Origin of the sequence: Pantoea eucrina (assembly GCF_020079945.1) — a bacterium.
Taxonomy (GTDB): domain Bacteria; phylum Pseudomonadota; class Gammaproteobacteria; order Enterobacterales; family Enterobacteriaceae; genus Pantoea; species Pantoea eucrina.
The window spans coordinates 2,834,441-2,848,079 of record NZ_CP083448.1 but is presented as its reverse complement, the minus strand read 5'-3'; the positions used below and the strand labels follow the sequence as shown (position 1 = coordinate 2,848,079).

The 13,639-nt window shown below is 59.7% G+C and carries 13 protein-coding genes; 5 read left to right on the top strand and 8 right to left on the bottom strand.

Annotated features, from left to right (window positions below):
- The first annotated feature begins 80 nt into the window (after positions 1-80).
- Entirely contained in the window at positions 81-1,508 is a 1,428-nt protein-coding gene (ftsP, locus tag LAC65_RS13480) for a cell division protein FtsP (protein WP_039380184.1), read from the top strand.
- A 46-nt stretch (positions 1,509-1,554) separates the two neighbouring features.
- Here the strand turns inward: ftsP and dkgA are convergent, their stop codons facing one another.
- Positions 1,555-2,382: a 2,5-didehydrogluconate reductase DkgA gene (dkgA, locus tag LAC65_RS13475; RefSeq protein WP_039380182.1), complete on the bottom strand. Its 828-nt coding sequence runs from the start codon at positions 2,380-2,382 to the stop codon at positions 1,555-1,557.
- Between the two features lie 192 nt (positions 2,383-2,574).
- On the opposite strand from dkgA, the gene LAC65_RS13470 reads away from it, so the two are divergent.
- Positions 2,575-3,492, top strand: coding sequence for an AraC family transcriptional regulator (locus LAC65_RS13470; RefSeq protein WP_039380180.1), 918 nt, complete (start codon positions 2,575-2,577; stop codon positions 3,490-3,492).
- Between the two features lie 3 nt (positions 3,493-3,495).
- On the opposite strand, the gene LAC65_RS13465 is transcribed toward LAC65_RS13470, so the two are convergent.
- Together LAC65_RS13465 and metC are read right to left on the bottom strand one after the other, a co-directional pair.
- Positions 3,496-4,158 (bottom strand): DedA family protein, encoded by a 663-nt coding sequence (locus tag LAC65_RS13465; RefSeq protein ID WP_039380178.1) that lies wholly within the window; start codon positions 4,156-4,158, stop codon positions 3,496-3,498.
- A 97-nt stretch (positions 4,159-4,255) separates the two neighbouring features.
- On the bottom strand, positions 4,256-5,446 hold the full coding sequence (gene metC, locus LAC65_RS13460; protein WP_039380176.1) for a cystathionine beta-lyase: 1,191 nt from the start codon (positions 5,444-5,446) through the stop codon (positions 4,256-4,258).
- Positions 5,447-5,692: 246 nt separating this feature from the next.
- Here metC and exbB point away from each other — a divergent pair, with 246 nt between their 5' ends.
- The 3 genes from exbB to tcuC all read left to right on the top strand — a co-directional run bounded on the left by exbB (position 5,693) and on the right by tcuC (position 8,374).
- Positions 5,693-6,421 carry a tol-pal system-associated acyl-CoA thioesterase gene (gene exbB / locus LAC65_RS13455; protein WP_175540485.1) on the top strand — a complete coding sequence of 243 codons (729 nt, stop codon included), beginning with the start codon at positions 5,693-5,695 and terminating at the stop codon, positions 6,419-6,421.
- A 5-nt stretch (positions 6,422-6,426) separates the two neighbouring features.
- On the top strand, positions 6,427-6,849 hold the full coding sequence (exbD, locus tag LAC65_RS13450) for a TonB system transport protein ExbD (protein WP_039380171.1): 423 nt from the start codon (positions 6,427-6,429) through the stop codon (positions 6,847-6,849).
- Between the two features lie 202 nt (positions 6,850-7,051).
- Positions 7,052-8,374 carry an MFS transporter gene (gene tcuC, locus LAC65_RS13445; RefSeq protein ID WP_039380169.1) on the top strand — a complete coding sequence of 441 codons (1,323 nt, stop codon included), beginning with the start codon at positions 7,052-7,054 and terminating at the stop codon, positions 8,372-8,374.
- A 39-nt stretch (positions 8,375-8,413) separates the two neighbouring features.
- Here tcuC and LAC65_RS13440 read toward each other — a convergent pair whose 3' ends face one another.
- Genes LAC65_RS13440 through LAC65_RS13420 form a run of 5 tightly spaced genes read right to left on the bottom strand, consistent with a single transcriptional unit; the run spans position 8,414 to position 13,612 of the window.
- On the bottom strand, positions 8,414-9,376 hold the full coding sequence (locus LAC65_RS13440; protein WP_039380166.1) for a Csu type fimbrial protein: 963 nt from the start codon (positions 9,374-9,376) through the stop codon (positions 8,414-8,416).
- On the bottom strand, positions 9,369-11,801 hold the full coding sequence (locus tag LAC65_RS13435; protein ID WP_039380164.1) for a fimbria/pilus outer membrane usher protein: 2,433 nt from the start codon (positions 11,799-11,801) through the stop codon (positions 9,369-9,371). Before LAC65_RS13435 ends, LAC65_RS13440 begins: the two co-directional genes overlap by 8 nt.
- Positions 11,801-12,490, bottom strand: a complete 690-nt coding sequence (locus tag LAC65_RS13430) for a fimbrial biogenesis chaperone (RefSeq protein ID WP_039380162.1) — start codon at positions 12,488-12,490, stop codon at positions 11,801-11,803. The genes LAC65_RS13435 and LAC65_RS13430 overlap by 1 nt, the downstream gene beginning before the upstream one ends.
- Positions 12,491-12,512: 22 nt before the next feature.
- Positions 12,513-12,989: a Csu type fimbrial protein gene (locus tag LAC65_RS13425; protein ID WP_039385638.1), complete on the bottom strand. Its 477-nt coding sequence runs from the start codon at positions 12,987-12,989 to the stop codon at positions 12,513-12,515.
- A 53-nt stretch (positions 12,990-13,042) separates the two neighbouring features.
- Positions 13,043-13,612: a spore coat protein U domain-containing protein gene (locus LAC65_RS13420; RefSeq protein ID WP_039380159.1), complete on the bottom strand. Its 570-nt coding sequence runs from the start codon at positions 13,610-13,612 to the stop codon at positions 13,043-13,045.
- Between the last annotated feature and the right edge of the window lie 27 nt (positions 13,613-13,639).

Sequence of the window (13,639 nt, the reverse complement as noted above, 5' to 3'; positions counted from 1 at the left end):
GCCCCTGCGCATCACAGCAAAATTAACAACAACAACATGGACACGGCGTTTTACGCCCCGCTCAAAAGGTCTGAAGTTTTATGTCTTGCAGCAGACGTCATTTTATTCAGCTTTCTGCCGGCGTTGCGCTGGCCTCATCGGCATTGCCTTTTTCAGCCCGCGCCGCTGCTCCGGCTGGCGATGTCCCGCTGCCGGTCCCGCCGCTGATTGAATCCCGCCGCGGACAGCCGCTGTTTCTGACGCTGCAGCGCAGCCACTGGTCGTTTACGGGCAGCGGCAGCAAAGTTCCGGTCTGGGGCATTAACGGCCTCTATCTGGGGCCGACGGTGCGGGTTTACAGCGGTGATGACGTTAAGCTTATCTACAGCAACCGGCTTAATGAGCCGGTGGCGATGACGGTCAGCGGCCTGCAGGTGCCGGGCGCGCTGATGGGCGGGGCGCCGCGCATGATGTCAGCGGGTGCTGACTGGTCGCCGGTGCTGCCCATTCGGCAGGGGGCGGCGACGCTGTGGTATCACGCCAGCACGCCGAATCATATGGCCCCACACGTCTATAACGGCCTGGCGGGAATGTGGCTGATTGAAGATGAGGTCAGCAAATCGCTGCCGCTGCCTAAGCACTACGGCGTGGATGATTTTCCACTGGTGATTCAGGATAAGCGCCTCGATAACTTCGCCACCCCGGTCTATAACCCGCCATCAGAGGGCGGGTTTCTTGGTGATACGCTGCTGGTTAACGGCGTGCAGAATCCCTATGTGGATGTTTCCCGCGGCTGGGTGCGCCTGCGCCTGCTGAACGCCGCCAATGCGCGCCGCTTTGACCTGCGTTTTTCAGACGGTCGCCCTTTTACCGTTATTGCCAGCGATCAGGGGTTCCTGCCTTCGCCGGTCGCGGTGCAGACGCTCTCTCTGGCGCCAGGCGAACGGCGTGAGGTGCTGGTGGATATGTCGCAGGGGGATGAAGTGTCAATCACGGCGGGCACGGCGGCAGGGATTATGGATCGCCTGCGCGGCCTGTTTGAACCCTCATCCATTCTGACCAACACGCTGGTGCTGACGCTGCGCCCGACCGGGCTGCTGCCGCTGGTCACCGATAACCTGCCGATGCGACTGCTGGCCGATCAGATCCTCGACGGCGTGGCGGTGCGGACGCGCGAATTTCGTATTGGCGACAGCGTACCGGGCATTAACGGCGCGCTGTGGGATATGAACCGCATCGATACCACAACGCAGCAGGGAACGTTTGAGCGCTGGATTATTCACGCCGATCGCCCGCAGTCGCTGCATATTCAGGGCGTCATGTTCCTTATCAAAAGCGTCAACGGCGCGCAGTCGATGGGCGAAGATCGCGGCTGGAAAGATACCGTCTGGGTTGACGGCAGTGTGGAACTGCTGGTGAGTTTTCCGCAAAGCGCCAGCGATCACTTCCCGTTTGTCTATTATAGCCAGACGCTGGAACTGGCCGATCGCGGTACGGCAGGGCAGATGGTCGTCAATCCGCTCTCCTGAAGAAGAAAAAGGCCGCCGTGAGGGCGGCCGCAATTGTCGTGCTTCTCTAGCCGTTAAACGTCTCCGGGTCGGGACCCAGACGCTGGCCCTTATCCAGTTTGGTGATTTCACTGATCTCACTTTTCTCCAGCCGGAAATCGAAGACGTTAAAGTTCTCCTCAATGCGTGCCGGCGTCACGGATTTCGGGATCACCACCAGGCCGCTGTCGAGATGCCAGCGGATCACAATCTGCGCCGCGCTCTTGCCATACTTTTTCGCCAGCGTGCGGATAATCGCCTGATCGAACACGCCTTCGCCGCCCTGCGCCAGCGGGCTCCAGGACTCAGTCTGAATCTGATGCAGTGCGTTCCAGGCGTGCAGCGTACGCTGCTGCAGCATCGGATGTAGCTCAATCTGATTCACGACGGGCGTCACGCCGGTTTCATCAATCAGGCGTTTCAGGTGGGCCTCATGGAAGTTGCAGACGCCGATGCTTTTGGTCAGACCCTGCTGCTGCAGCTCAATCATCTTCTCCCATGCCGCAACGTAGTGATCTTTTTCCGGGCAGGGCCAGTGCATCAGGTAGAGATCAACGCTGTCGAGCTGCAGTTTCTCCAGGCTGGTCTCCATCGCCTGCTGCACATTTTGCTGGTCATCATTCCACAGCTTGGTGGTGACGAAGATATCGTCGCGCGCTACCGGCGTATCCTTCAGCGCCCTGCCAATCGCCTCTTCATTTTTATAGGCGGCAGCGGTATCGATAGAGCGATAGCCCACTTCCAGCGCTTTCAGTACGGCGGTATGCGCCTCTTCCTGACTTGCCTGCCAGACACCGAGGCCAAGCTGCGGCATCATATTGCCGTCGCGCAGTTTGATAATAGGTTGATCTGCCATAGGGGCTCCTTTTTCATTGCGATCGCTGAATGGAAAACTGTGTGCTTAAGTCTAGACAACAAACGTGCAGTGCGGATCGCTCTGCCAGAGCGGACTCTGACCCTTTTCTGCAAAAATCTTGCCTGATCCTCCAGGGAAGTAGAGCTTTGTGCAGCGTTGCGGCACACTGAGTTTTTTATCCGGAAAGCAGCCATGTCCCATGACGCCCTGTGTCGCCAGCTTGCCCGCCGGGTTGTCGCGCTAATGTGCGACCCGCAAAAACCGCACTGTGCAGTGAAAAATGTCCGGCTCATTTACGCCAGCGAAACGCTGCCGCGTACGCCGATGATGTATCAGCCCGGCATTGTGATCCTGTTTCAGGGACGCAAAACCGGCTATCTCGGCAGCACGGTCTTTCACTATGACGCCAGTAAATATCTGATGCTGACGGTGCCGCTGCCGGTTGAGTGCGAAACGGAAGCCACGCCCGATGCGCCGCTGGCGGGCATGTGTCTGAGCGTGGATACCGCTTCGCTGCAGGATCTGCTGCTGGATATCGGTGACGATGAGCAGTTTCAGCCCGCGGTGCAGACCTCGGGTATTCATTCTGCCTGGCTGAGCGAAGAGATGCTGTGTGCCGCAGAGCGGCTGCTGGATGTGATGAGCCATCCGCGCGATGCACGGGTGCTTGGCCCGCAGCTGGTACGGGAAATCCTTTATTATGTGCTCACCGGTCCGATTGGCGGGGCGCTGCTGTCGCTGGTTAACCGGCAGACGCAGTTCAGTCAGATTGCGCGCGCGCTGCGGCGGATAGAAACGCACTTTGCCGGCAGCCTGAGCGTTGAGACGCTGGCGGCCGAGGTCAACATGAGCGTGTCCGCTTTTCACCACAACTTTAAGGCGGTAACGCAGACGTCCCCGCTGCAGTACCTCAAACGCTATCGTCTGCATCAGGCGCGGCTGATGATGCTGCAGGATGGCGTAAAGGCGAGTACAGCCGCGCTGCGGGTAGGGTATGAGAGTCCGTCACAGTTTTCCCGGGAGTTCAAACGGCTGTTTGGCACAACGCCGGGTGAAGAGGTCAGCCGCGCGCGTCAAACGGTGCAGACGCTGCCGTTTGACGCGGCGTGATAATTAAGAGGTTTTCTGACGGCGTTTTTTCCAGATCACCACAATGCTGCCGGCCAGCCCGGTAAACAGCAGCACCAGCGGCAGGATCATCAGAATAGCCATAACCTGATCTTCATGCCGCTTGATAAACGGCACCTGGCTGATGCCGTAGCCCATCGTAACGACAATGCCGACCCACAACACGCCGCTTAACCAGTTAAACAGCTGAAAACGGCTGTTACGCAGTCCGGAGATACCCGCCATGGTAGGCAGCAGCGTGCGCACAAACGCCAGGAAACGGCCCACCAGCAGCGCCATCAGGCCGTGGCGGTTAAACAGATGCCAGGCGCGCTGATGGTACTGCGCGGGCAGATGCATCAGCCAGCTTTTGACCAGCTTTGTATTGCCCAGCCAGCGCCCCTGCAGATAGCTCAGCCAGCAGCCGAGGCTGGCGGCAGTGGTCAGGATCACCATGGTCGGCACAAAGTCCATTACGCCTTTAGCAATCATGGCGCCCGCCAGCAGCAGCAGGCTGTCACCCGGCAGAAACGACGCCGGCAGCAAGCCATTTTCCAGAAACAGCGTCAGAAACATCACGCCGTAGACGATCCATACGACATCCGGATTGGCCAGCGCAGCAAAATCCTGATGCCAGAGCGCCTGGACAATCTCATGTAAAACACCCATCTGCTATCCCGTCGAGTTACAAGGCTTTTATAGTAGCCCTCCGCAGCCGCCGGCGCGTTGATCTGACACGGCGAGCCACGGATGGTTAAAGGTTGGTTTAATTCGTTAAGCGGTCAAAACCCGCCTGCAGATCGGCCAGCAGGTCGCTGACGTGCTCCAGACCGATATGCAGACGTATCAGCGTGCCCGTAAAGTCGACGCCGCCTGCCGGGCGAATCGCCGCCAGCTCTTCGGGCTGGCTGGCCAGAATCAGCGACTCATAACCGCCCCACGAATAGGCCATGCTGAAATGATGGAAGCGATCGAGATAATTTGCCAGCTGCTGCGCATCCAGCCGCTCATGCAGCACAAATGAAAACAGGCCGCTGCTGCCGCTGAAGTCGCGCTGCCAGAAACGGTGTCCCGGGCTCTGCGCCAGCGCCGGATGATTGACCCGCGCCACTTCAGGCCGGCCAGTCAGCCACTCCGCCACCTGCAGCGCGCTCTCTTCGTGCTGGCGCAGGCGGGTGCCTAAGGTGCGCAGACCGCGGCTCGCCATATAGGCCGTATCCGCATCGACCATCTGCCCCATCAGGTAAGAGTTCTCACGCAGCTGCGGCCAGCAGCGGGCGTTGGCCACCGCGGTGCCAATCATGGCGTCGCTGTGACCAATGATATATTTGGTGCCGGCCTGGATAGAGATATCAATCCCGAACGACAGCGCGTTAAACAGCACGCCCGCCGCCCAGGTGTTGTCCAGCATGATAATCGCCTCGGGCGCTTTGGCACGTACGGCGGCAACAATCGCCGGGATATCCTGCACTTCCATCGTCACCGACGCCGGCGACTCAAGAAACACCACGCGGGTATTGGGCTGCACCAGTTCACCGATCTCACTGCCAGTGCAGTGATTAAACCAGGTGGTGGTGACCTGCATTTTGGTGAGGATTTTGCTGCAGAAATCCTGCGTCGGTTCGTAGACCGCTCCGCTCATCAGCACGTGATCGCCCGCTTCAACAAACGCCAGAATGGCGTTGGCAACGGCGGCTGCGCCGCAGGGATAGAGTGCACAGCCTGCGCCACCTTCCAGTTCGCTCATCGCATCCTGCAGCGAAAAGTGCGTAAGCGTGCCGCGACGGCCATAAAAGAGTTCGCCTTCAGCCCGCCCGGCGGTGGCGCGCTGTTTATCCGCGACGGTATCAAAAACCAGGGATGAGGCGCGCTGTATTACGCTGTTCACCGCGCCCTGCGTATAACGTTTATTACGTCCTGCGCTCACCAGCGCGGTATCCAGTTTTTTCGTAGCCATCACTGCCTGTCCTGACCCATCTTACAAAGCATTCACGTTACCACGAATCAGGGGAGGGGTTGAGCCTGTTTACCGATTATCAGAGTGGCACCAGCCCGGTGGCGAAGGCACAGCAGCAGCAGGCGCTGCTTTGTAAATAGTAATGAGAACGACTATCACTTAGATCCTTTTTTTTGCTATGATCGTCTCTTCAGTCGTGAACTCTACAACAGAATCTGGAGATGCAGCGTGGTAGCCAGTGATTTAATGCAGACAGACCTCTCCGTCTGGGGGATGTACCAGCATGCCGACATCGTGGTTAAAATTGTCATGATTGGCCTGTTACTGGCATCCGTCGTGACCTGGGCCATCTTTTTTGGCAAATATGCTGAACTGAGCGCCGCGAAACGTCGCCTGAAAAAAGAGCAGCAGGCGCTGGGCGCAGCACGCTCGCTGGCTGACGCTTACCGTACGGCAGAGAGCTTTAAAGCCAGCAGTCACAGTGCTGTACTGCTGGCCGATGCGCGCGAGGAGCTGACGCTGTCAGCGGGCACAGACGATCTGGCGGGCATCAAGGATCGCACCAGTTTTCGCCTTGAGCGTCGGGTAGGGGCGTTCGGTCGTCATGCCGGGCGCGGCAATGGTTTTCTGGCAACCATCGGTTCCGTGGCGCCTTTTATCGGCCTGTTCGGTACCGTATGGGGCATTATGAATAGCTTTATCGGCATCGCTAAAACGCAGACTACCAATCTTGCCGTGGTCGCGCCTGGCATTGCTGAAGCGCTGCTGGCGACAGCAGTCGGCCTGGTTGCCGCTATTCCTGCCGTGGTTATTTACAACGTTTTTGCGCGCATGATTGCCAGTTATAAAGCGTCGCTGGGTGACGTCGCAGCCCAGGTGCTGCTGCTGCAAAGCCGCGATCTCGATCTCGGCACGGCGCACGTCGCGGCGGAAACCAGCCGTCCGGCCGCTACGCATAAGCTGCGCGCAGGATAATCATTATGGCGATGCGTTTAAACGATGAGGCCGCTGGCGACAGCGAAATGCATGAGATTAACGTCACGCCGTTTATCGACGTTATGCTGGTGCTGCTGATTATCTTTATGGTGGCGGCACCACTGGCAACGGTGGATGTACGCGTTAACCTGCCAGCGTCCACCAGCGCACCGCAGCCGCGCCCGGAGAAGCCGGTCTATCTCTCAATCAAAGCGGATAAGCAGATCTATATCGGCAATGATGCGGTGACGAAAGAGACGCTGGTAAACGCGCTGACTGCGCAGACCGCGGGAGATAAGCAGACCACTATCTTCTTCCAGGCCGATCAGTCAGTGGACTATGCCACGCTGATGGCGGTGATGGACCAGCTGCGCGCGGCGGGCTATCTGAAGATTGGCCTGATGGGAATGGAAACGGCCGGCAAATAGCCAGACTGTTTTGACTCAGAGAAAGCCGCTGATAACAGCGGCTTTTTTTATACCTGCTTTCTGCAGAGCTGCTGTCAGGACCGCGCCGCATTGTTAATTTTCTGTTACCTTTTGTCAGTCTTTGTAAAGCACAATGGTGATTCAGATCACATTCATTCCTGGCTGAGCAGGCTACAACGGGTAAAAAACCAGGAAGGACAGTATGAGCAGCCAGTTATCTCTGCAAAAGCCTGCGCGCAGCGGGGCGAAAACCATCTTTAGCGTTACCAGCGGTAACTTCCTTGAGATGTATGATTTTATGGTCTTTGGCTACTACGCCACCGCCATCGCGAAAACCTTTTTTCCCGGCGACGATCCCTTTGCCTCTCTGATGCTGACGCTGATGACCTTCGGCGCCGGATTTCTTATGCGTCCGCTGGGCGCCATTGTGCTGGGTGCCTATATCGACCATCACGGCCGGCGCAAAGGCCTGCTGCTGACGCTGGGGCTGATGGCGATTGGCACACTGACCATTGCGCTGGTGCCGGGTTACGCCACGCTTGGCGCCGCGGCACCAATTTTGATCCTGCTCGGACGCCTGCTGCAGGGCTTCTCCGCGGGGGTAGAACTCGGCGGCGTCTCGGTCTATCTGGCAGAAGCTGCGCCCGAAGGGCGTAAAGGATTCTGGGTTAGCTGGCAGTCGGGCAGTCAGCAGGTGGCGGTGATCTTCGCCGCGCTGCTGGGACTGGGGCTGAATCATTTGCTGGCGAAAGAGGCCGTTACCGAATGGGGCTGGCGTATTCCGTTTGTGGTGGGCTGTATGATTGTGCCGTTTCTGTTCTGGATCCGCCGCATGCTGGAAGAGACAGAGGCGTTCAGCCAGCGTAAAACGCATCCTTCGATGCGCCAGATTGTACGGTCAGTCGGACAGAACTGGGCGCTGGTGCTGGCGGGCATGCTGATGGTGGTCACCACCACTGTTATGTTCTACATGATCACCGCTTTCACGCCGACCTTTGGCAAAACGGTGCTGATGATGAGCGATAAACAGAGCTTTCTGGTGACGCTGTTTGTCGGGATATCCAATCTGTTCTGGCTGCCGGTTATGGGTTCACTTTCCGATCGGGTCGGACGGCGGCCGCTGCTGATTATCTTTACCGTGCTGATGATCCTGACGGCCTGGCCGGTGCTGCACTGGCTCACCGGTTCCGCGAGCTTTGCGCATCTGGTCGAAGCGGAGCTGTGGCTCTCTTTTCTCTATGCCAGCTACAACGGTGCCATGGTGGTCTATCTGGCAGAGATTATGCCGGCAGAGGTGCGCGCATCCGGCTTTTCCCTGGCCTACAGCCTGGCGACCGCACTGTTTGGCGGCTTTACGCCAGCCATCTCCAGCTACCTTATTCATGCCACCGGCGATAAAGCGATGCCCGGCATCTGGCTCTCATTTGCTGCCGTCTGCGGACTGGCAGGCACACTGCTGATTGGCCGGATGGTGAGACAGTATCAGCAGCGCCACGCGGTAACGCCCGCCAGCGCCTCACTCTGATGCTTTTCCGGCCGCGCCCTGCGGCCGGCTCTCTCCCCGCTAAAACGCCACGTCCACCACCACGTTATCCGTGTAGTTTCCGGCTGCCGGCGTCGCCTGCGTCGTCAGTATCCGGGCCGTGTAGGTAAAGTTGCGCGTTACCGTATCGGGATTAAGCGAGGTTGACGTTGTGCTGCTCCAGCGATCGCTGCCGGAGGGTCCCCAGCGCGAGGTCGTGGCCGCGTCTTTATAAATGTCATAGGCCAGCCGGCTGGCACCGTTTGCCATCTGCCGCGCGGTGCCGCTGAAATTATTGCCGTTGCTCAGCCCGACGCTATAAGTGCTTCCTTTAGAGCAGACCACGCTGATGGTCTGCTGAACGGCAGAGAAGCTGCCCGCCAGCGGCGCGCTGCCAAAGTTGAGGTTCGGGGCGGTAATGGTGGTGCAGTCGTTGGTGACCACCAGCGTCACGGTCAGCGGCAGGGCGGTGCCGCTGCTGGCTTGCACGGTTCCCAGACAGATACCGGCCACGCCGGCGCTGGTACAGACGCTGTAGCTTACCGTCAGCGTCAGGGTGGTGGTGTATGTGCCTGCCGCAATCACCTGGCCCGGCACGGTGCGGAAATAGAGCGGGATAGTGAAGTTGAGGCTGTTGCCCAGCGCCAGCAGCGCCGAGGCGTTCCAGCGATAGCTGTTGCCCTGACGCAGCTCGGTGGCGCAGGCGCTGTCGACACAAAGCTGGATCGGAACGTTATCGCTGCCGCCGGCGCTCGCTTTCAGCGTGGCGCGGGTCCCGTTCAGGTAGCTGGCAGCGGTAAACGCATAGGCAATATAGTCGTTGCCCAGCAGATTAAGCGTGGCGGAGCCGCAGTTGACATTCGTATTGGCGGACGTGGGGATAACCTGGGATTGCACAGAAAAGGTGGTCTGGCTGCCAAAGCTGGCCGGCGAAGCGGAGAGCGGGCAGAGCGCATAGCTGGCGCCGGGCAGCAGCAGTGCCAGCATCAATAGTAACTTAATCATGTTGTAATCCTGCTGAGGGTGTCTGCGCCAGCGCACCGGCGCCGGGCTGCGGGAGAGGTAGCGCGCAGACCAGCGGGCCATAGGTTTTCAGCGCCTCTGGTTCGCCGCGCGCGACGCTGAACGTGGTTTCACACTGGCGGCCATCGGGCGTGATAACCTGCAGCGTATTACGCGCCTGCAAATTCTCCAGCCAGACGATGCCGTCCCAGCCGACATAGCTGCTCTCTTTACCTGCGCGCAGCACCTGACTGGCAAGCGGCAGCGGCTGACCGCGCGTGTCGTGCAAAATAACGCTGGCGGCACGCAGCGGCTCAATCGGGAAGTCGAGCAGAAAACCGCTTTTACGCTTCACGGCAATGCGCTGCTCAACCCGGGATGCGGCGACGCTGGCAGGCAGATCCAGCGTATCGATATCATATTTTGCGCCGTAGTAGCTGCTGACCGCCGGGACCAGCAGATAGCCCTGGCCGTCAGTTTTCCCCATCGCCTGGTTCTCGTAGCGCACGGTCACGCCGGGATAGCGGGTTTTCACCAGCACAAAGGCGTCGTTGATATCATTAGCAGCAAAGAGGCGGTTATCCATCAGCACCAGCGCGCCAGAGAGATCTGCCCATTGCGTTGTATTGTCATCATCGCCCCAGAATCCGGCTGACGTATCGATCCGGTTATTGCGATAGCGCAGGCTGCCCTGACGATAATCGCCGCTGTCGCCCCCCTGGCGTGCCCAGGAGGCGTCCCAGGCGATTCCCCCCTCAGTGGGCATTGCCCGCGAGGCATACAGCCGCTGGTTACTGCGCCCCTGGCGATCGCGCTCCACGCTCACAGACGCGCTGCTCTGTTCACCAAACGGGATCACCAGTGAAATCGCCCCGTCCCAGCTACCGAGATCGCGATCGCGGCTGGCTGAGATATAGAGACTGCTGTTGCCCCACAAATTTTTGCTCCAGGTCAGGTTCCACAGACGCGTGCGCTCACCGTAGCCGCCGCTGATATCGAGATAAGCGAGTCCCAGACTGCCGTAGTCGCTGAGCGACAGGCTGGCCGTATATTGTGCGCTGCGACGCGCGAGTGAATAGCGGCTGTCGGCGCTTTCACTGCGGCTGCCGATCAGCGCCAGATTACTGAACGTGGTATCGCGCAGAATGTGCTGGGTGCCAAGGCTGAACCAGCTGTTGTTATATTGATATCCCCAGCTGTACTGCGTGCCGCTCTGGCTCTGCGCGTCGCTCTGCGCCACCGCCGCGTTGATGACGCCCAGGCTTCCCGCTTTCAGCAGGCCGCCCGCACCGCCCATGACAACGTCATCACTGCCTTCAGCGTGCGACTCCAGCGTCAGCCAGTCGCTGATACCGTAGCGATAGGAGCCACTGGCAGCGGCAGCGCCGTAGTCGGCACTCTTCACACCATAATTTTGCCGGACAGCGCCGGCAGAGAAGGCGTAATCAGACAGGCCACTTTTTAACAGGCTGGCCGACACGTAAAAGGGCAGCGTGGTGGTGACCTGACGCCCCAGCGCATCGGTGGTGGTGATCACCGCATCCCCGGCACCATTGACAAAGGGGATGTTGGTCAGCGACCACGGACCGGGCTGCACCGCCGTTTGCGCACTGCGATAGCCGTTAATAAACAGATCGACCGAGGAGGGCACCGCCGCCTGGCCGCTGAAGGCAGGCAGCGGATAAGTTACTAAATCGGGACGCACGCTGAAATCACGCGCTATCTGCACCCCGCCCAGCCGCACGCTGTTGCTCCAGCTCAGGGCGTCAGTGATAAGGTCGCCCACCCGCCAGCTGAGCGCGGCGTCTTCATTCTCATTGCTGAACCAGGTGTCGTAACGCAGATATCCCTCCTGCTGACCGCTGAGCGATCCATTCAGCTGCTGCGTATAGACGCCGTTAGAGGAGAACTGTCCTGCCGGGCCGAACAGCCGTAACTCATTCCACGAGGAGAGGCGTGAGCCGGCCCGGTCGGTGTGGGTCAGATAAACGTCGTAATTCAGCAGCGCCCCGTTGCTGGCGCGCGCCGGAAAGCGGGGACGCTGCTCAGCCTGCCCGAGCCGCTGCGCCGGCAGCCAGGCCGGCGGCACCGTCAGCAGCAGCCGCTGCCGGGTTTCATCATAGGTGACATCCGCGCCAAGCAGCTGCCGAAGATCGACCCGCTCATCCGGCAGCTTTTCCGCCGCCACGCCCGCCTGCAGCAGATCGCTGCGGCGCAGCCAGAAATGATCCTGCTGATGTTCAACGGCAACAATATCGCCGCGCGCGCGCTGATTGATAATTAACTCCAGCATCAGCTGCTGCCCCTGTGCGCTGCTTTCCAGCGCGGGCGGAGGCGGCAGCGCAGACCAGCTCTCCGCACGCCCGTGCGCGGGCAGGATCATCAGTACGCTGCCCAGCAGCAGATAACGCGAGGGCGCAGGCGTCATTAGCGTGCGGCAGTACTGCGCCAGGCGCGGTTGTTGACATCGGCTGCCAGCTCTCCGCGCAGAGGCTGGCTGACCGGCCAGCGCTGGCTGCTGTGTGCCAGCACATAGCCAAACAGGCCGTTGCCCAGGGCGGCTCCGCCGGCGCGGAAATTGCTCAGGCGCGCATGGCCGCTGCCGCTGTTGGTCAGCTCCAGCCAGCGCCTGCCGCCGCTGCTGACTTCGCGCCAGCTCAGCACCGCTTTCGCGCTGTCGCGCGTCAGACCGCTGCCGTAGACAAACAGCGGAACGGAATAGCGCATCTGAAAGTTAAGCCCGGCCTGATTATCATCGGGCTTACGCGGCGACGGGATCTCATCAAGTACCACGCGATAGGCGCTCTCCTGACCGGCAGGAGGCGGCGTCTGTTTGATCAGGCGCACCAGCTGTTTTTGCCCCGGCTCCAGCCGCACCATAGGCGGACTGGCGGCGACCTGCTGCTGCGTCTGATACTGCTCCTGGCCCTCGCGCTGCTGCCAGGCAAAAATGCGTACCTGCATAATGGTGCTGCTGCTGCCGCGGTTCTCCAGCCAGAGCTCGCTGGCTTTATCTTCAGAGGCTATGGCGGGGTCAATGGGCCAGATCATCAGCGAGTTGGCGGCCCGGACTGAGGGGATGATTAACAGCAAAAGCAGCGCGCGCAGGTTTCTCATGGTTCATCCTTTTTTTTCAGCATCACCAGCTCAGGGTGACGGTCAGCGTGTCGGTATAGGTTCCGGCTTGCGCGGTGCCAGGCAGCGTCAGCTGACCATAAACAGGCAGCGTAATCGTATTCGCATTGCTATAGTTCAGCGCTATAGCGCTGTTAATGGGTATAGGCGCAGTCAGCGCAGCGTTACTGAAGAGCCGGTAGGCAACGGTATTGCTGCTGCTGGTGTGTTTGAGATTGCGGACAGAGGTGTAGTTAGCGCCGCCGTCAATACTCATGCTGACGGCGGTGCCTGGCGTGCAGGCCAGGTTCAGCGTTGTGCTCTGCAGGTAGCTTGCGCTGAAGTTTCCCGTAGCCACGCCGGAGTGCGAGCCAAAGTTGAGCGTACCAAACACGCCCGTATTGCTGCCCGACACCACGCAGCCCGCCACGATGGACGCAGCGACCTGAAAGTTTGCCACAGGCAGCGCATCTGCCGGCAGGCAGGCGAAGGCTGCTATCAGCCCCGCCGCCCGCCAGAGAGAGAGGGATAGCCTCACTGCGCGCGCACCCGTGCTCAGTAATTCACCGCCACGTTTATGGTGTCGGTATAGGTACCCGCCGGGATAAGCGGGTTGAAGCCGCCGCCGACGACCCGACCATAGATGGCATAGTTGGTGCCCAGCGTCGGATCGGTGGTGCCGCTGGCGGCAATGTTGGTGTTGTTCGCTATCGCGGTGGTAAAGGCGGCGTCGCTGTAGAGGGTATAGGCGATGCCCCGCGTATTATCCGAGCCCAGAATGAGGTAGCGCGGCTGGCCGCTGACGGTGCCGTAAATCGTGCCCGGCGCGCCGTTGCTGCTGGTGACCTGTACATTAAAGGTCTGTCCGGTTGTGCAGCGCACATAGATACCGCTGCCGGCCGCGCCCACCAGCGTGGCATTCAGCGTATCAAAGGTAGCTGCGCTGCTGCCAAAGTTCAGGGTACCGAAATTGACGCCGGTGGTGGCTGACTGACCGTTGACCAGGCAACCGGTCGTCAGCGTGAGCGTGGCGTTGATCGCCCCGGTAGTGGTGGCTGCCAGGGCCGTTACGGACGTCAATCCTGTGTACAGGCCTGCGGTCATAAGAAAAAGCTTGAGTTTCATAATCATTCCTTACTGATTATCCGGAGT

What these genes read in the sequence shown, in the direction of transcription:
- ftsP (WP_039380184.1), top strand. Translation starts at nt 81, where the DNA reads ATGTCTTGCAGCAGACGTCATTTTATTCAGCTTTCTGCCGGCGTTGCG.
- dkgA (WP_039380182.1), bottom strand. Translation starts at nt 2,382, where the DNA reads ATGGCAGATCAACCTATTATCAAACTGCGCGACGGCAATATGATGCCG.
- LAC65_RS13470 (WP_039380180.1), top strand. Translation starts at nt 2,575, where the DNA reads ATGTCCCATGACGCCCTGTGTCGCCAGCTTGCCCGCCGGGTTGTCGCG.
- LAC65_RS13465 (WP_039380178.1), bottom strand. Translation starts at nt 4,158, where the DNA reads ATGGGTGTTTTACATGAGATTGTCCAGGCGCTCTGGCATCAGGATTTT.
- metC (WP_039380176.1), bottom strand. Translation starts at nt 5,446, where the DNA reads ATGGCTACGAAAAAACTGGATACCGCGCTGGTGAGCGCAGGACGTAAT.
- exbB (WP_175540485.1), top strand. Translation starts at nt 5,693, where the DNA reads ATGCAGACAGACCTCTCCGTCTGGGGGATGTACCAGCATGCCGACATC.
- exbD (WP_039380171.1), top strand. Translation starts at nt 6,427, where the DNA reads ATGGCGATGCGTTTAAACGATGAGGCCGCTGGCGACAGCGAAATGCAT.
- tcuC (WP_039380169.1), top strand. Translation starts at nt 7,052, where the DNA reads ATGAGCAGCCAGTTATCTCTGCAAAAGCCTGCGCGCAGCGGGGCGAAA.
- LAC65_RS13440 (WP_039380166.1), bottom strand. Translation starts at nt 9,376, where the DNA reads ATGATTAAGTTACTATTGATGCTGGCACTGCTGCTGCCCGGCGCCAGC.
- LAC65_RS13435 (WP_039380164.1), bottom strand. Translation starts at nt 11,801, where the DNA reads ATGACGCCTGCGCCCTCGCGTTATCTGCTGCTGGGCAGCGTACTGATG.
- LAC65_RS13430 (WP_039380162.1), bottom strand. Translation starts at nt 12,490, where the DNA reads ATGAGAAACCTGCGCGCGCTGCTTTTGCTGTTAATCATCCCCTCAGTC.
- LAC65_RS13420 (WP_039380159.1), bottom strand. Translation starts at nt 13,612, where the DNA reads ATGAAACTCAAGCTTTTTCTTATGACCGCAGGCCTGTACACAGGATTG.